The organism is Acinetobacter sp. GD03645 (genome assembly GCF_029845285.1).
GTDB lineage: Bacteria > Pseudomonadota > Gammaproteobacteria > Pseudomonadales > Moraxellaceae > Acinetobacter > Acinetobacter corruptisaponis.
The window spans coordinates 91038-107296 of the sequence record NZ_JAOCLL010000002.1 but is presented as its reverse complement, the minus strand read 5'-3'; the positions used below and the strand labels follow the sequence as shown (position 1 = coordinate 107296).

Annotated in this window: 17 protein-coding genes; 8 read left to right on the top strand and 9 right to left on the bottom strand. The window is 42.7% G+C overall.

The features are described 5' to 3' along the window. Window positions 1-8: 8 nt before the first annotated feature. Both N5J47_RS02025 and N5J47_RS02020 read left to right on the top strand, forming a co-directional pair. Window positions 9-779 carry a TSUP family transporter gene (locus N5J47_RS02025; RefSeq protein ID WP_279958665.1) on the top strand — a complete coding sequence of 257 codons (771 nt, stop codon included), beginning with the start codon at window positions 9-11 and terminating at the stop codon, window positions 777-779. A gap of 153 nt (window positions 780-932) precedes the next feature. Beyond that, window positions 933-1379 (top strand): hemerythrin domain-containing protein, encoded by a 447-nt coding sequence (locus N5J47_RS02020; RefSeq protein ID WP_279958664.1) that lies wholly within the window; start codon window positions 933-935, stop codon window positions 1377-1379. 28 nt (window positions 1380-1407) lie between these two features. Here N5J47_RS02020 and N5J47_RS02015 read toward each other — a convergent pair whose 3' ends face one another. From N5J47_RS02015 to serA, 3 genes are all read right to left on the bottom strand, one after another. Further along, window positions 1408-2277, bottom strand: a complete 870-nt coding sequence (locus N5J47_RS02015; RefSeq protein ID WP_279958663.1) for an EamA family transporter — start codon at window positions 2275-2277, stop codon at window positions 1408-1410. Next, the gene (locus N5J47_RS02010; RefSeq protein ID WP_279958662.1) at window positions 2274-3143 is read right to left on the bottom strand and encodes an EamA family transporter; all 870 of its coding nucleotides are present in this window, start codon (window positions 3141-3143) and stop codon (window positions 2274-2276) included. The genes N5J47_RS02015 and N5J47_RS02010 overlap by 4 nt, the downstream gene beginning before the upstream one ends. A 115-nt stretch (window positions 3144-3258) precedes the next feature. Beyond that, window positions 3259-4491, bottom strand: coding sequence for a phosphoglycerate dehydrogenase (gene serA / locus N5J47_RS02005; RefSeq protein ID WP_279958661.1), 1233 nt, complete (start codon window positions 4489-4491; stop codon window positions 3259-3261). Between the two features lie 356 nt (window positions 4492-4847). Here serA and N5J47_RS02000 point away from each other — a divergent pair, with 356 nt between their 5' ends. The 3 genes from N5J47_RS02000 to N5J47_RS01990 all read left to right on the top strand — a co-directional run bounded on the left by N5J47_RS02000 (window position 4848) and on the right by N5J47_RS01990 (window position 8555). Further along, window positions 4848-6257, top strand: coding sequence for an FAD-binding oxidoreductase (locus N5J47_RS02000; protein ID WP_279958660.1), 1410 nt, complete (start codon window positions 4848-4850; stop codon window positions 6255-6257). Window positions 6258-6333: 76 nt separating this feature from the next. Then, window positions 6334-7785 carry an AbiH family protein gene (locus tag N5J47_RS01995; RefSeq protein ID WP_279958659.1) on the top strand — a complete coding sequence of 484 codons (1452 nt, stop codon included), beginning with the start codon at window positions 6334-6336 and terminating at the stop codon, window positions 7783-7785. A gap of 5 nt (window positions 7786-7790) precedes the next feature. Beyond that, window positions 7791-8555, top strand: a complete 765-nt coding sequence (locus tag N5J47_RS01990; RefSeq protein ID WP_279958658.1) for a nucleotidyltransferase domain-containing protein — start codon at window positions 7791-7793, stop codon at window positions 8553-8555. Between the two features lie 28 nt (window positions 8556-8583). On the opposite strand, the gene N5J47_RS01985 is transcribed toward N5J47_RS01990, so the two are convergent. From N5J47_RS01985 to N5J47_RS01975, 3 genes are all read right to left on the bottom strand, one after another. Beyond that, a complete protein-coding gene (locus tag N5J47_RS01985; protein WP_279958657.1) occupies window positions 8584-8898 on the bottom strand; it encodes a putative quinol monooxygenase in 315 nt (104 codons plus the stop codon). Window position 8899: 1 nt separating this feature from the next. Then, window positions 8900-9499 (bottom strand): NAD(P)H-dependent oxidoreductase, encoded by a 600-nt coding sequence (locus N5J47_RS01980; RefSeq protein ID WP_279958656.1) that lies wholly within the window; start codon window positions 9497-9499, stop codon window positions 8900-8902. A 105-nt stretch (window positions 9500-9604) separates the two neighbouring features. Then, complete coding sequence (locus N5J47_RS01975) at window positions 9605-10477, bottom strand: DUF4349 domain-containing protein (protein WP_279958655.1); 873 nt, start codon at window positions 10475-10477, stop codon at window positions 9605-9607. A 180-nt stretch (window positions 10478-10657) separates the two neighbouring features. Here N5J47_RS01975 and N5J47_RS01970 point away from each other — a divergent pair, with 180 nt between their 5' ends. Together N5J47_RS01970 and N5J47_RS01965 are read left to right on the top strand one after the other, a co-directional pair. After that, window positions 10658-11029: a hypothetical protein gene (locus N5J47_RS01970; RefSeq protein ID WP_279958654.1), complete on the top strand. Its 372-nt coding sequence runs from the start codon at window positions 10658-10660 to the stop codon at window positions 11027-11029. Window positions 11030-11404: 375 nt separating this feature from the next. After that, a complete protein-coding gene (locus N5J47_RS01965) occupies window positions 11405-12616 on the top strand; it encodes an MFS transporter (RefSeq protein ID WP_279958781.1) in 1212 nt (403 codons plus the stop codon). Between the two features lie 100 nt (window positions 12617-12716). Here the strand turns inward: N5J47_RS01965 and sodC are convergent, their stop codons facing one another. Next, window positions 12717-13298, bottom strand: coding sequence for a superoxide dismutase [Cu-Zn] SodC (gene sodC, locus N5J47_RS01960; protein WP_279958653.1), 582 nt, complete (start codon window positions 13296-13298; stop codon window positions 12717-12719). 398 nt (window positions 13299-13696) lie between these two features. After that, entirely contained in the window at window positions 13697-14791 is a 1095-nt protein-coding gene (locus N5J47_RS01955) for an AI-2E family transporter (protein WP_279958652.1), read from the bottom strand. A 340-nt stretch (window positions 14792-15131) separates the two neighbouring features. On the opposite strand from N5J47_RS01955, the gene N5J47_RS01950 reads away from it, so the two are divergent. Next, complete coding sequence (locus N5J47_RS01950; protein ID WP_279958651.1) at window positions 15132-15536, top strand: hypothetical protein; 405 nt, start codon at window positions 15132-15134, stop codon at window positions 15534-15536. Window positions 15537-15605: 69 nt separating this feature from the next. Here N5J47_RS01950 and N5J47_RS01945 read toward each other — a convergent pair whose 3' ends face one another. After that, window positions 15606-16250, bottom strand: coding sequence for a ParA family protein (locus N5J47_RS01945; protein WP_279958650.1), 645 nt, complete (start codon window positions 16248-16250; stop codon window positions 15606-15608). Window positions 16251-16259: the final 9 nt, after the last annotated feature.

Here is a 16259-nt window from a genome sequence, read left to right as displayed (position 1 = left end):
TGCTGTTGATGGATTGGGAACTGATTCTGGGTCTGGTGTTCTTTGCCTTTTGTGCGGGAACCATTGATGCCGCGGTTGGTGGTGGTGGACTGATTCAGATTCCAGCATTGATGGGTGCATTACCACAAACAGCGCCAGCAACCCTGTTTGGAACCAATAAACTGGCCTCGATTTGTGGGACAGGTTCAGCCGCATTTTCATTTATACAACGTGTGAAGTTGCAGTGGTCGCTATTGGCCGTGATCGCCGTGTTTGCCTTTATCAGCGCTTTTGTTGGTGCTGCCTGCGTCTCAATGGTGCCCACCCATATCCTGAGACCGATTGTATTGGTCATGCTGGTGGTGATCGCCATCCATACCTTTATGAAAAAACAGTTTGGGCAAGTGCATGTGGACCAGCGAATCACTCCAAAACTGCTGATTTTCGCTGTAATCGGCAGTCTCGCCATTGGTTTCTATGATGGAATCTTTGGTCCAGGCACAGGCAGCTTCTTTATCTTCTTTTTTATTCGTTTTTTACAGGTTGACTTTTTACATGCTTCGGCATTGTCCAAGATCGGCAATTTCATGACCAACCTTGCGGCACTGAGCTTTTTCATTCCAACAGGCCATGTAATGTTTCAGCTGGGCTTGTTGATGGCGATTGCCAATATTGCGGGTTCATTATTGGGTGTGCGGTTGGCGTTAAAATATGGCAGTGGCTTTATCCGTATTTTATTCCTGATACTGGTCAGTATTCTGATTTGCCGATTGGCCTACCAGATTTTGATTGCAGCCTGATCTATAAAAATAAATTTTATATACAAAAACATACTGAAACAGCGCTGTTTTAGAAAGTGCCATTTTCTAATATGAAAGCTAGCCAAGCAGAACAGCCCAATAAAGAATTTAAATATGGGTGTGAATGATGTCAGCCAATCATAGAGGTGAATAATGAATATATTTGAAGCACTGAGGGAAAGTCACGAACAACAGCGCAGTCTCTCACAACAGCTCATTCAAACCAGCGGACATACTGAGGAAAGGGAACAGCTGTTTAAACAGCTCAAGAACGAACTTTATGCGCATTCGGTTGCTGAAGACCGTTATTTATATATCCCCTTAATGTTTAATGATGTGGGGCTGGACATTACACGGCATGCACTGGCTGAGCACCATGAAATGGATGAACTGGTGGAGAAGCTTGAGGAAACCGACATGAGTAATCCAGGCTGGCTTGCCATCGCCAAACAGCTCAGTGAAAAAGTCCATCATCATTTAAAAGAGGAAGAACACAAGTTTTTCCAGCAGGCGGGAAAAATCCTGGAGGATGCTGAAAAAGAAACTTTGGCCAAAAAATATCTTGCTGAATATCGTAAATACAAAACCGTAGAAGCCTAATATTTTCAATGAGGGAGAGAGAACAGCATCATGCTGATGCCGCTGTTTTCTCTCCACGCAAGGTGACGCCAATGGAGGCAATCATAATACAGCCCAATGCCACCCATTGAATCAGGCTAATCTGTTCATGCAGTAAAAACAGTCCTGCCAATGCGGCCAGCGCGGGCGCAAGGCTGGACAGTGTGCCATAACTCAGCTTGCTCAATTGTTTCAGTGCCATCAAATCCAGTGCATAGGGAATTGCGGTTGCCAATAGGGCAATGAGCAGTGCCTTGCCCCAGTATTGAGTATCCAGCAAAGCGGGTGCATTATTCCACAAACCAAAAGGCAGTAAAGTGATGGCGGACATACTAATCGCGATGGTTAGCGCATGCATACCAATATTTTGCTGGACCACCCGATGCCCGAAATAGATATACAGTGCCCAAAAGAAACCAGCCCCGAGTGCGCATGCCGCACCGATATAGGAAAAGTTTTGGGCATTGGCATCATGCCACGGCACCATCAGGGCAATCCCTAAAATTGCGAAAGCCACCCAGATATAATCGCTACGCTGTTTAATTGAAAGCAGGGCCAGACCCAAGGGGCCAATAAATTCCAGCCCCACAGCAATTCCCTGTGGCAATTTTCCTAAAGAACTGTAGAACAGGATGTTCATACAGCCTAAAGAGGCACTGTAAAGTAACAGGTCACGCCATTTGAGCTGTTTGAGCCTGGATAAAATCCTCCATGAACGGAACATGAACGCAACCAGAACCGTGGCGAAACTGAGCCTTAAAATCGTGACGGTCAATGGATCAAGGGTTGCAATCAACTGTTTGGCAAATGAGGCACTGATCTGGTAGGCCATCATGGATAAAACCATATACAGCACGGCAAGCAACTGGAGATTTTTCATAGGGCCTCTTTTTGCTGACGGGCATGCTGGGTGGTCACGGTGCAGCCAATGGATGCAATGATAATGGTCATCAAGGCCAGCCATTGATTCCACAGTAATGTTTCACCCAGAAAAATAAATCCAGACAGCGCCGCCACAGCGGGTTCCAGACTCATCAAGGTGCCAAAGCTCAGTGGGGTTAAATTACGTAAAGCAATCATTTCCAAAGAGAATGGTAAGGCACTGGCTAAGATGGCTAGTCCAATAAAATAATATAAATTTGGCAGTTCAAACACATGCCCGCCTGCACCAGAGAAAGCCGCGAAAGGCAGCAAGCATAGCATACCAATGCTCATCCCTAAACAAACGGTATGATTGCCAGAAATGCCAGAGGGTCTTTGCCCTGCAATGATATAAAATGCCCAGCATGCACCTGCACTGACCGCAAACAATACACCGATTAGGTCGAGACCCTGCTGGGCCTGTTGTAAGGGAAACAGCAGCACCAAGCCCAGAATGGCACAGCCCACCCAGATAAAGTCGTATTTTTGACGGGCATGGTACAGCGCCACACTCAGTGGCCCAATAAATTCAAAGGCTACAGCCAAACCTAATGGCAAACGTTCAAGGGACAAATAGAACAGGGCATTCATCCCTGCGAGCGCCATACCGTAGCTGAGGATTGCTTTCCAGTGTACATTGCTGAAATTGATCTTCCAGATTTTAAAGATCACTGCCAAGATCATTGCGCCAAAAAATAAACGCATGGCGGAGACGGTTAAGACTGGAAAACTTTGAAAGAGAATCTTTGCTAAAGAACCACTACCCTGTACACATAACATGGCAATCATTAATAACAGTAAGGCATGTACAGGTGTCTTGGACATGGGAGCAACTTAATTATTGGAACGATTGGTATAAATAGAATCTATTTCACATAATAATTCAAACGCCCATAAAAAAGCCACAGCTTAAACTGTGGCTTTTCCTGAATTGTCCTGATTAGAACAATACACGTACGCGGATCGTACCTTCAACATTGTGCAAGGTATCCAGTGCTTCCTGAGATGCAGATGCATCTACATCCATCACAAGGTAACCAATGTCACCTTTGGTCATTAAAGACTGACCTGAGATGTTGATGCCTTGCTCAGCAAACAGGGTGTTGATTTTGGACAATACACCTGGAATGTTCTTGTGGATGTGAAGTAAACGATGTTGGCCTTCAGTCAGTGGCAATGCGATTTCTGGGAAGTTCACTGCAGATAGGGTCATACCCTTATCTGAGTAAGCCACAAATTTCTCAGCAACTTCCAGACCAATGTTCGCCTGCGCTTCCATGGTCGAACCACCTACGTGAGGAGTTAAAATCACGTTGTCCAAGCCACGAAGTGGAGACTGGAATTCTTCGCCATTTGCTTTAGGCTCTTTTGGGAACACGTCAACCGCCGCACCCGCAATGTGGCCAGATTTAATCGCATCAGCCAAATCTTCGATGATGACACAGGTGCCACGTGCAGCATTGATGAAGATCGAACCCTCTTTCATCTGTGCAAACTGTTCTTTCTTGAAGAAGTTACGTGTAGATGGCACATCTGGAACGTGTAGGGAAACCACATCAGCAGTTGCCAAAAGCTCATCTAAAGAACCAACTTGACGTGCATTACCCAGTGGTAACTTGGTCACGGCATCAAAATAGATGACTTTCATACCTAGGCTTTCTGCTAAAACAGAAAGTTGTGAACCAATTGAACCGTAACCAACTATACCTAAAGTCTTACCGCGTGTTTCAAACGAACCTACCGCAGACTTGTTCCAGCCACCCGCATGTGTGTCCTTTGATTTTTCAGGAACACGGCGAAGTAATAAAATGGCTTCAGCAAGAACCAATTCAGCGACTGAACGCGTGTTTGAATACGGTGCATTGAATACAGGAATACCACGGGACATCGCCGCTTTTAAATCGACCTGGTTGGTCCCGATACAGAAGCAACCCACCGCAATCAGTTTATTTGCCGCTTCAAAGACTTCCTCAGTCAATTGAGTACGCGAACGGATACCAATAAAGTGCGCATCCTTGACCGCTTCTTTCAAAGCTTCGCCTTCAAGCGCAGTCTTGTGGTAGTCGATGTTGGTATAACCCGCTGCATTTAAGGTATCGATGGCATTTTGATGCACACCTTCTAATAAAAGAAAACGGATTTTGTCTTTAGGTAGAGAAAGATGTTGGCTCATTACGGCTCCGCTACAAAGGCCAAAATTTAGTTGCCGTATCATAGCATAGAGCATGCAGTTATAGATATTTGCTTTAAAATTACCACAGCAGAATTGTTGATAATTTTTCAGCTCCACATGAATTTTATGGCTGATACACATTTTGTTGTCACAGTATCTTGATCCTGCGCTTTATCCCATGCCTGCTTCAATGTAAAATGCATGCAACTGATGGTCAAACCTCAACGAGATAGGGTTTGTGCTGTCCTGTAGCGTTTCTATATTTTGGATGTTTTTATCATCTGTTTTAATAGATTGAAAAATATGATGTTGTCATCCAGAAATCCGATATTTATTTCTTGCTAGGCCTGTAAACGATGAATGCTTCAGTCGCTTTAACACCTGAGTTATTGACCCAACTAACGGCAATTGTGGGTGAAAACCGTATTAAAACCGATGCCGATAGTCTGCAAAACTGGGGGCGGGACCATACCAAACATTTTGATCCGAACCCATCAGTCATCGTTTTCCCGTCAAGCACGGAGCAGGTTCAGGCTATTGTGAAACTTGCCAACCAGTTTAATGTGGCAATTACACCATCTGGTGGTCGTACGGGTCTTTCTGCGGGTGCGGTGGCAACCAATGGCGAGATTGTCATCAGCTTTGACAAGATGAACCAGATTCTGGAGTTCTTCCCAGCCGACCGTATGGTGCGTGTACAGGCAGGTGTGGTGACTGAACAGTTGCAGAACTATGCCGAAGAGCAGGGCATGTATTACCCAGTGGATTTTGCATCAGCAGGTTCAAGCCAAATCGGTGGCAATATTGGAACCAATGCAGGCGGCATCAAGGTTATTAAATACGGCATGACCCGTAACTGGGTGCTGGGCCTGACTGTGGTGACAGGTAAAGGTGATGTGATCCGTTTAAACAAGGGTATGATTAAAAATGCCACGGGTTATGCCTTGCAGCATTTATTCATCGGTGGTGAGGGTACGTTAGGACTTGTGACTGAGGCGGAAATCAAGCTTGAGCGTCAACCACAAAACTTGCAGGTGATGGTGCTGGGTACGCCTGACTTTGAAGCGGTGATGCCTGTGTTACATGCATTCCAGAAAGAAATCGACCTGACTGCATTCGAGTTCTTTGGTGAAGTGGCGATGCAAAAAGTCCTGGATCGTGGTCATGTACAACGTCCATTTGAAACCCAATGTCCGTTCTATGTGTTATTGGAATTTGAAGCGCCGTATGAACCAATTATGGACAAAGCCATGCAAATTTTTGAGCATTGCATGGAACAGGGTTGGGTGATTGATGGGGTAATGAGCCAAAGTCTGGAACAGGCACAAAGCTTATGGCGTTTACGTGAAGATATTTCAGAGTCGATTGCGCCGTTTATTCCATATAAAAATGATATTTCTGTGTTGATTACGCATGTGCCTACATTTATTGCTGAAATTGATGCAATTGTTGCAGACAACTATCCAGACTTTGAGATTTGCTGGTTTGGTCATATTGGTGACGGTAATTTGCATTTAAATATTTTAAAACCTGAAAACCTGACTAAAGATGAGTTCTTTGCCAAGTGTCAGGTGGTCAATAAATATGTGTTTGAAACAGTGAAAAAATATGATGGTTCTATTTCTGCTGAGCATGGCGTGGGAATGACCAAGAAGCCATATCTGGAATATTCACGTTCGCCTGAAGAAATTGAATATATGAAAGCTCTAAAATTAGCTTTTGACCCGAATGGGATTATGAATCCAGGGAAGTTATTTGATCTTTAATGCTTGATTAAACAAAAGAAGTTCTGCTAAAAGCGTATTGGATGATGCGCTTTTTTATTTTTGAGAATTTATAACAATGAATATTCTAATAGTTGGTAATGGCTTTGATTTATCTCACTACTTGCCTACAAAGTATGATCATTTCATGGATGTCATGAGGGCCATAGAATTCAAGGAAACAGGTGAAAAAGTAGTTGATCTATCTATTCATACAGTGAATGAGTGGATGAGAATGCTCGATCAAATATTTGAGAAACGAAAGGAGGCAGAACAACCAAATTATGATATGGATTTTAATGAGCTATTTTCTTGCATAAGAGATAAATGGTTTATTGAGAAAACGAAGGAACTCTATTTAACTGAGCAAATCAAAATATCGTGTCAAGATGTATTGAAGTTGCAATATCGTTTAAAGCTCAATGACTGGTATCAATATTTTAAAAACCATGTTGAGGAAATAAAAACTTGGATTGACTTTGAACAGAAAATTGAAGAAGTACTTGGGGTTTTAGCAAGTTGTATTATGGAAATAGAAAAAATAAAAAGTCCAAAAGAATTTTTTAAATATTTTCAATATGACAAAAGAGAGGAAAATCAAATTATAGAAAAAGATTTTAAAATATTAAGTTTTTTTAAATTTATTAAACCTGAAAGCTATCAATATAAATTACCTTCAGTTTACATAGATTCTAGACCATCATTTAAAGAAAAAAACAGGGATAATTTAAATCCTATTTTTTGTCATGGTGCAAACTTAGAAAATGGCTTCAACCCATCAGGTTTTTTAGCTTACTTATATTTACAGCTAGAGGAATTTATCGAAATTTTTAATCTTTATTTAGATTTGATAGTAAATGAATTTCGACCTCAAGTACAATTACACATTGACACTAAAGAATGGAATTATCCAGATCTAATTTTTTCATTTAACTATACAAACACTTATGCACGGATTCACGATTCTGTGAAAATAGAGTACTTACATGGTAGTCATGGTGAATTCCAAAATATTGTTTTAGGAGTTTCAGATATAGAACATGAAAATTTAAAAAAGTTAAAGGCTTATGGTTTTACCAAGTATCATCAAAAGCTTTTGAAAAACACGGATTACTTATTTTTAGAAAAATATAAAAATAAAGTGAAGGATAATATTTACCAATTAAATAAGCACGAAAATTATTCTTATACTGATATTCCATCAGAACAAAATCGTATGAAACAGATTACAGAATCTGGACAGTTGGATCTCAATTTTCATATTTGGGGGCATTCATTAGATGTTTCTGATAGGGACTATATTTTTGATTTGTTTAGTCTAAATGATGAGATGGATCGAAATGTTAAAATTACAGTGTATTACTTTGATAAGAATGCAAAATTTTCACTTTTGAATAATTTATTGGCTATTTTAGGAAAAGATAAAGTTGAACTTTGGATGAAAAAAGGTTGGTTGAAGTTTGAACCTAATCCTAATATTGTAGAAATTAATAATATCCAATTAGTTGATTTACCTAAGCTTGAGCAGTAATACAAATGAACATCCATCACGAAATTGAAAAACTCTTTCAACAACGCCAGGACATTCCTCTTTTTTATATTGAAAGTGGTAGCCGTTTATGGGGAATGGCAAGTCCTGACAGTGACTATGATGTACGGGGTTTCCATTTACCGAGTAAAGACCAGTATTTTGACTATAAAAAATACCGTGACCTGATCGAAGTCATGGACGGTGATTTTGACTTTGTGTCCTATGATCTGGATAAAATGTTTGGACTGCTTGCTAAAAGTAATCCAACAGTTCTGGAATGGGTGCGAGCGCATATTGTTTATTTTAATGCCTTTCCAGAATGGCAAGGTTTTCGGGATGGTCTGCTTGAACGCATTGATTATAGCGCCTTGTATCACCACTATTTGTCATTGGCGAAAGGTGGCATGAAAGTGATGCAAACCGCGGATAACTTTACTTATAAAAAAGTATTTTATTCGATTCGTGGCTTGATGTCGGCAGAGTTAGCCATACAGGAAATCATGCCTGAATTGCTGATCACCACATTATTTGAACAGGTTTCTGAGCATGATCCGTTGCGCCATTGGGCTGAGGATTATCTGGAAATCAAAAAGCAGCAGAAAGAAAAGGCACAGTTACCCGAAGCTGAACAGACGGCCATTCTCAAGTTGCTGGATAATAAAATTGAGCAGCTAGCGGCAAGAGAGATGCAGAAAGCTGATCGACGTGCGAGTCTGGAAGCGTATTTAACCGAATATAGCCGTCATTTGAAACAGCATTATTATCAGTAGAGGCTTGGTCTACTGATCATTTTATCTGTCAAATTCCGCTTTTTAAGATACGGATTTTCACATCAGCAACATGCGCTTTGGTCGCTTCAAAATGCTGCTGCATGTGTGCAGTTTGCATATGGGCTTCCAGATGTGCTGTGCTTTGCCATTTCTCCAGCATGACAATGCTGTTTTCATCCTGTGTCTGCATGGCAATTGCTGGAAGATGGTCAACCAGCGGCTCATAACCATGACAGCCATCTTCCGCCAGTACGGTTGGAATGATTTCTTGAAAGGCATCCAGAACGGCCTGACGATGTTCCGCACCTGCATGGGTGCGGATTTCAGCAATAATGGTCAGCATGTTATTTTCCTGTTTGTGCAGTTGCAAAAAGTTGATCTAAATGGGTTTTGTAGGCTTCAAGATAACTTGGCACATTTGGCATCTTGATCACGTCATTGACGATAAATGTTGGCAGTGCTTTCATGCCTAGAAACTGGTTGGCTTTATGGAATGGTAAATACACGCCATCAACGCCTACGCCATGAAAAAACTGCTCTGGATCGGTAAAGGCCTCCATCGGGGCATTCCAGGTCAGCGACAGCATGTATTTCTTGCCCTGAATCAAGCCACCTGAACCATATTTTTTTGAGGCATCTGAACGGCTGCGTCCATCGCTGGCATACAGTGAACCATGACCAAACGTGAAAACCTCATCAATGTATTTTTTCATGGTCCACGGCGCACCCATCCACCAGCCTGGCATTTGGTAAATCACCACATCCGCCCATAAATATTTTTCAATTTCGGCCTGAATGTCATAGTCGCTATCAGTACGTGTGACCTGTACCTTATGGCCCAGCGTTATTAAATAACTTTCAGAAAACTGGGTAAGGGTGTCATTCAATTCGCCATTGGAATGTTCAAATTGTTTGGCACCGTTAATAATTAGAATATTGCTCATGGGATACTCAAAAATAGATTGCTAAAACTTGAATGCATTTTAGGGAATCTATTCATGAGTAAAAATGCGTAAATCAGCAAAATACTATTGATCAAAAATCAATAATTAGCTGCTGTGCTTTGTTGCCTTATACACTTTACGAACCATCCAAATGGCAAATATGACTAGGTAGAATGCCCAGAATTGAATCAGCCAGAGTAGGGTTTCTTTAAAATAAGCTAAACCGACTTTGAATGATTCTGCAATTCGTGTCATTAATGGATCACTGTCCAATGTAGCGATGCGATGGATATTTAAATCATGGCGTTTACGGACTTTCGGCTGTTGATAGAACTCAAGCCGAATGGTGCTATAAGCCAGGCGGTCCTTGACTTCCAAATCGGTCAATTGTTGCAGTTGGTTGTTGACCGCATTGGATGGGCTGTTACTTTGGTTTGCGGTATTGAGCTTTTCTTCGAGTCGCTTTAATTCATAGCGTTTTGCCTCATAGCTTTGGCTGTTAAAGTTCAGCATAAGCGGCAGAAGATTATTCAGAAAAGTTGTGACTTGGTCATTGGGTAGGCGCACGGTGAGCTGTACGGTTGGCGTGATCTTTTCATAAATATCGACACTGCCATCAATACGGTTACGCTGGGAACTGTCACTGACCTGATAATTGACCTGTTTTTCTTCAATATAGCCATTGTATTGCAACAACTGTTGTTCCAGTGTTGATGTGGTTTTTAACACATCTTGTACTTCAAATTGCAGTTGGGCACTTTTGACCAGTTGACGGCTTTGCTCCAGGGCACTTTGCTGGGTACTGACCAGTTTTTCTGGGTTTTTGGCGGCGTTGGTGCGAATCGCTTCACTATCTAAGGCTGCGCTTTCTGTGGCAACCGCGGCATCACTTGCCGCACTTTCTTCTTTTTTGGAGCAGCCAGCCAAAGTGCTGCCCACGATTAAAATAATCGTTAAATTTCTGGCTAAATCTGCCATATCATGATGCCCAATCTATTGTGATATTGATGTTATAAAATCAGTCTTTTTAATACTTTATGTCATTATCAATCATCTGATCATGACAACAAATCTTTTGCAAGCCATAACATTTTATTGCTTGGCAATTAAGTTTTGCATAGTAGCATAAATGAATCGGGCAAATTGGAACGATACAAAATGCATAAAATCTGGATGATTCTGGGATGCAGCCTGTTTCTGGCAGCATGTAATCCACCTATTGCGCAATCACAGCAACAGGCGGCGGTGCAAAAAAGTACCGTAATGCATGCGGTTTTATTGGATCAGCCAAACCTGTTCCATGATGAAAGCAACCTAAAAATAGACCAGCAGTTTAACAGTGCTGAGAACCCAACCGATGCACAGGTGACGGTTGAACAGGCCCAGCAGGATGATTCAGTGATTGCGGTACGAACTGAATACCAGTTGAAACGTGATCAGGAGGTCTGGAAGATCGTGAACAAGAAACAAAGTTATCAATGTGCAAGGGGAGACAATACCGATAAATTCCAGTTTGAGCTTTGTCCATGATTGACCTGTGAACTGTGGTTCAGCCTAAAAGATAGACAAAACTGTGGATAACTTTTCGGTTATTCACATATCTAAACAATCATTCGGATTGTACAAATTGCGGTCATTTTGAAAAAATGCTAAAGTTGCGTCTGGCAATTTGGCCAAAAGGTAAAAAATATTTACCAGTCTCACGTAAATAAATCATTTTTCTTATATACACCCTGTGAATACGGTGTTTTCACATTTATCACATGCTGTCTCACAGCATGACATCAAAATTTAAATCTCAACCATAAAGTCTTGTGGTGATGATTCCATTTCCGTTTATGGGAAATGGAGCGAACCCGAGTTGGTTATTTTTGTGAATGGAACATGACAACAAATCATCAAAACATGACGTTAAACCGTATAACGCTTATGTTTCCATTAGCCTTGGTGCTATTCGAATTTTCAGTCTATATCGGTAATGACCTGATTCAGCCAGCCATGCTGGCAATTACGGAACAATTTGGGGTCAGTGCCACCTGGGCGCCATCCTCCATGTCGTTTTACCTGCTTGGTGGAGCTACTGTCGCATGGCTATTGGGACCATTGTCTGATCGGCTTGGACGTAAAAAGGTTTTATTGGCTGGTGTGGCGTTCTTTACTCTCTGTTGTTTGCTTATTTTACTGACCCATAACATTGAACAGTTTCTCGCCCTGCGTTTTTTACAGGGCATCGGCCTGACCGTGATTTCAGCGGTGGGCTATGCCGCCATTCAGGAGACTTTTGAGGAGCGTGATGCCATTAAGGTGATGGCGCTGATGGCGAATATTTCCCTGCTTGCGCCTTTGCTTGGTCCTGTACTGGGTGCTTTCCTGATTGATTATGTGTCCTGGCATTGGGGCTTTGTTGCAATTGCCGCCGTGTCATTTCTAAGCTGGTTTGGTCTAAAGAAATTTATGCCATCCAGACAGGAGAGCCGAGCCAGACAGCCTTTTATCTATATTTTTGATGACTTCAAAAAGGTGTTTACGGACCGCCGTTTCCTCAGCCTCAGTCTTGCCTTACCTTTGGTTGGCATGCCCTTAATGCTCTGGATTGCGCTTTCTCCGATTATTTTGGTGGATGAACTCAAGCTGAGCAGTGTGCAATATGGTTTGGCGCAGTTTCCCGTGTTCTTTGGACTTATTGCGGGCAACATTATCCTGATCAAGGTCATTGACCGCTTTCCCTTGGGTAAAACCATCTTGATAGGTTTGCCAATTATGCTGCTGGGAACACTGTTTCTGGTGTTAGGCGTGATCTGGCAAAGTTATCTGGTGCCCTGCTTGCTGATTGGCATGACCTTGGTGAGCCTGGGTGAGGGAATCAGTTTTTCCGTAATGTACCGCTTTGCCCTGATGTCTTCAGAGATGTCAAAAGGTACGGTGGCAGCCGCTGTTTCCATGCTGTTGATGATCAGCTTTTTTGCGATTATTGAGCTGGTACGTGTGCTGTACACATATTTCCATATCTGGGCTTTTGCTTTGGCAAGTGTGGTGTTGATTGGCATCTGGTTTACCCAGCCACGGGCGGTACTGAAACAGATTATGCTGGAACGTAAAGCTGAGGGAATTCATTAATAAAAAAGCTGGGAAATTATCCCAGCTTTCAAATTTCTGTTTAAAACATCAACACAACTGTGGATATCTTTTAGGATATCCACAGTGCCTAAAATACTTTTTACTTAATCACACCACAGGCAACCCGATCTCCGCCACCGCCCAAAGGCTTAGGTGAATCTGAATAGTTGTCGCCACCTGCGTGAATCATGATTGCTCGACCCTGAATATCGGCAAGTTTCAGGCGTGGGGCAAGCACAGGCGTTGTTGCAAAACCCTTGTCATTCACGGTTAGGGCAGGTAGGTCACCTAAATGTCCATCCAGTGGCGTACCGTGATGGGCAACTTTCTCTGGATTGAGATGCCCGCCCGCAGCGAGGGCGGCTCCCATTTTGCCCTCTTTTTCAGCAGCTTCACATGAGGCATTTTCATGGATATGGAAACCATGCTCACCTGGAGAAAGTTTTCCAAGTGCAGGCGTGATGAGCAGGCCTTTCGGTGTTTGCTGGAAAGACACGGTGCCAATGGAGGCACCCACACCATTGGCATCCACCTGATGAACCGTGATCAGTTGTTTTTGGTCTGGTGATGTAGGCTGTGTCTGGATTTTATCTGCGTTGTTATCCAGATTAACCGATGAACAGGCGACGATACTTAGGCCTAGGCAACTCAGTAGGGAAAACTTTTGAATCATTGAAGTCATTGCGAGGCATCCTTAATTGATTATCTTTATCAATTAAATTCAAGCAAAGTTTAGGAGAACTCGCAAGCTTCTTTAATTATTTGATAACAAAAAGGTTAAATAAATTACTTAACCTAAATTCGATTTAAATATTTGTTTAACTTACGGCAAAAATATCTTGGTGGAATCTTGCCGAGTTTTCATCCAATTTCAGGATAAGCCGTCGGCTGGACCTACTTTTGTTTCGGCAAAAGTAGGCAAAACCTGAGCTGCGACTAAAGCAGCGTAAGATTCGCAAAACTCGTTGACTACTGTCAGCTAATTTAATGAATCGCAGAAACAGCATTTTATTAACGGAGTCCTGTCTCAAACAATTGCGAATGACATTTCCGAGTATCATATCTCTTGCCGAATTCAGGTCACTTGGTCTCAGGTGGAGCCTCAAGTACGGCAACTGGTTCTTCCACATTCTCATGTAGCCATTCGCGCCAAATTGCCAACAGGATTGCCAGAATGACTGGACCAATAAACAGGCCAACCAGACCAAAGCTTGCGATGCCACCTAGTACACCAAACATGATCAACAGGAATGGAATCTGGGTTGCGCCTGAAATCACCAATGGGCGGATCACATTATCCGAAGTGCTGACGATACAAACACCCCATGCAATCACACCAATCGCTTCAACAGTCTGGCCCTGCGCAAACAGCCACAGACCGACACCGAAATAGGAGACTGGTGTACCAAATGGAATCAGGGCTAAAATAAAGGTGACCATCGTCAGTAGCATTGGGTTCGGTACACCCGCAACAAAATAACTGAAACCTGCCAAAAGGGCCTGTGCAACGGCAGTCAGGCCTACGCCGTATACCACCGCACGGGTTGTTTCTGAAATGGTGTCAAGGTAATGATGCACACGTGGGCCAATCACCATTTCCATGGCGCGGCTGACCTGTGCCAGAATCATCTGCCCATCCCGATAGAAGAAGAACAGGGTCATGATGGCAAACGTCAATTTGACCAGGTTACGGCTAATCTCACTGAGAACAAAACGCCCATAACTTAAATGGCTTTGAATCCATTCCGCAATATTCTTGGTAATGCTGTTTGGGTCATTACTCAGTTCGTTCACTGTACGGCTAATGTCCTTGCCCACCACAGGCAGGTTTTTAATGAAGTCAGGAATCTGGATATGCCCTGAAAACAATTGTCTCTGTAAATTAAAATAGAGGTTACGCCCTTCCAGTTGCAGCATGAAGATGGCGCAAATAAATGGAACCCCAATCACCAGAATGACCAGACTGATCATGATGGTGGCATTGAGGGTAGGGCGATTTTCCCCAAAGAAACGGTGCTGTACCCATAAATACACAGGCCAGGTCATATAGGCAATAATTGCCGCCCAAAGTACAGGTACAATAAAATATTTGAGAATACTGAATCCCAAATAGATTAAGACAAAGAACAGTCCAAACAATAAAACACGTTGTAATGTGGGAGCGTATTGTTGCACAAGCGTCCGTCTCTAAAGATAAAAGTTGAATAAAATCATATTAACTGAAAAATGTGTCCAGTAAAATTTTCATTCGGTAATTTCACGTTTAAATATCTGGATGAAATGAGGAGGATAAAGCTGATGATATATCCAGCCAGCCGATTATTTTCAATGGAATGGCCCGTGATTGGCAATATGTATATCTCAGCATTTACCAAAGTTTTAAGGCTGCAATACAGCAACTTACCATAGCAACATTTGCTATCGACTTTAATACAGGAGTTGGCAAAGAGTTACAAAGCGTATTGCTATATTGAATTCATCATACATCCATAAAGTGAATTTAAGGAGCAGTTCGATGACACATTCAAATAATCAGGACAATACCTCTCCAAAAACAGGTCAGGACCATCATTCACAACCGAATAACAGCAATGGTACACAAGCCGAAAGTGCAGTGGCTACCCTCTTAAACGGTGATAAACTCAGTTATCAGCAGGTGGAAGGCCTGACGGACAGTGATCAATTACAGCAGGCTATAGAAAAGGAAGATATTCCTAAAAATCCTGAAAATGCACTACAGGAGCAAGGCGCGGAGCGTGAACAGGCAATCCAGTCAAATGATGGCAGTCACGGTAACGAGACCATCCGCAAAGCTGTGGAAAACCTCGATAGTGATGAAATGAGACATAACCTGAAAGATGAGGGTGATGACACAGATCAACCTAGTCCAAATCCAGCACCTTTCATTGAACCTAAATAAAAATAGGTTTTAGCAGTTGCATAAATGCCCCATGCCTTGTTCCATCCTGCCGTGATGGAACAAGATGGTTTAAAACCATTGGCTTGGATCATCCACCAACTGATTTAAAACAGGCTGCCACTGACTCTGAATACTGACAAAGTTCTTCTGTGGCTTATCAAAAACACTGAGTCCCTGCATCGCCAATGTCCCATAGGCACTCCGTTCGGAAATCCATGCCACAGGCTGCTGCTCAATCTTGCTAAAGAAGTCCTGAATATCCTTTGAGCTGGCGCTGTTTGGCTTGACCCGATTGGCAATCAGCAGAATCTGAACTTTGCCCTTACGAATCCGTTTGATGTCCTGCAAATGCTTGAGGAAGCGACGGGTACTGTCAATGTCGAAAAACGACGGCTGTAATGGCGTGACAATCGCATGTGCCTCACTAACCAGTTGTTCCGCATGTTCCCCTGAAAGGGCACCAGGCGCATCAATGATTAGGTAGTCCAGATTCTTGGGTGCCTCACCAATGGATTTCTCATGTCGCCAGTCCAGACTCTGAATTTCGGTCACCGTTTTAGGACGCTGCTTGAGCCATTGTAAGGCGGATTTCTGGTTGTCCGCATCGGCCAGCGCAACCTTATAACCTTTTTGTGATAATGCCGCAGCAAGTGTAATCGCCGTCATGGTCTTGCCACAACCGCCTTTCTGATTTGCAATTAATATGGTTTTCATGAAATTTGC

Coding starts and splice junctions, on each gene's coding strand:
- N5J47_RS02025 (WP_279958665.1), top strand. CDS start 9: ATGGATTGGGAACTGATTCTGGGTCTGGTGTTCTTTGCCTTTTGTGCG.
- N5J47_RS02020 (WP_279958664.1), top strand. CDS start 933: ATGAATATATTTGAAGCACTGAGGGAAAGTCACGAACAACAGCGCAGT.
- N5J47_RS02015 (WP_279958663.1), bottom strand. CDS start 2,277: ATGAAAAATCTCCAGTTGCTTGCCGTGCTGTATATGGTTTTATCCATG.
- N5J47_RS02010 (WP_279958662.1), bottom strand. CDS start 3,143: ATGTCCAAGACACCTGTACATGCCTTACTGTTATTAATGATTGCCATG.
- serA (WP_279958661.1), bottom strand. CDS start 4,491: ATGAGCCAACATCTTTCTCTACCTAAAGACAAAATCCGTTTTCTTTTA.
- N5J47_RS02000 (WP_279958660.1), top strand. CDS start 4,848: ATGAATGCTTCAGTCGCTTTAACACCTGAGTTATTGACCCAACTAACG.
- N5J47_RS01995 (WP_279958659.1), top strand. CDS start 6,334: ATGAATATTCTAATAGTTGGTAATGGCTTTGATTTATCTCACTACTTG.
- N5J47_RS01990 (WP_279958658.1), top strand. CDS start 7,791: ATGAACATCCATCACGAAATTGAAAAACTCTTTCAACAACGCCAGGAC.
- N5J47_RS01985 (WP_279958657.1), bottom strand. CDS start 8,898: ATGCTGACCATTATTGCTGAAATCCGCACCCATGCAGGTGCGGAACAT.
- N5J47_RS01980 (WP_279958656.1), bottom strand. CDS start 9,499: ATGAGCAATATTCTAATTATTAACGGTGCCAAACAATTTGAACATTCC.
- N5J47_RS01975 (WP_279958655.1), bottom strand. CDS start 10,477: ATGGCAGATTTAGCCAGAAATTTAACGATTATTTTAATCGTGGGCAGC.
- N5J47_RS01970 (WP_279958654.1), top strand. CDS start 10,658: ATGCATAAAATCTGGATGATTCTGGGATGCAGCCTGTTTCTGGCAGCA.
- N5J47_RS01965 (WP_279958781.1), top strand. CDS start 11,405: ATGACGTTAAACCGTATAACGCTTATGTTTCCATTAGCCTTGGTGCTA.
- sodC (WP_279958653.1), bottom strand. CDS start 13,298: ATGACTTCAATGATTCAAAAGTTTTCCCTACTGAGTTGCCTAGGCCTA.
- N5J47_RS01950 (WP_279958651.1), top strand. CDS start 15,132: ATGACACATTCAAATAATCAGGACAATACCTCTCCAAAAACAGGTCAG.
- N5J47_RS01945 (WP_279958650.1), bottom strand. CDS start 16,250: ATGAAAACCATATTAATTGCAAATCAGAAAGGCGGTTGTGGCAAGACC.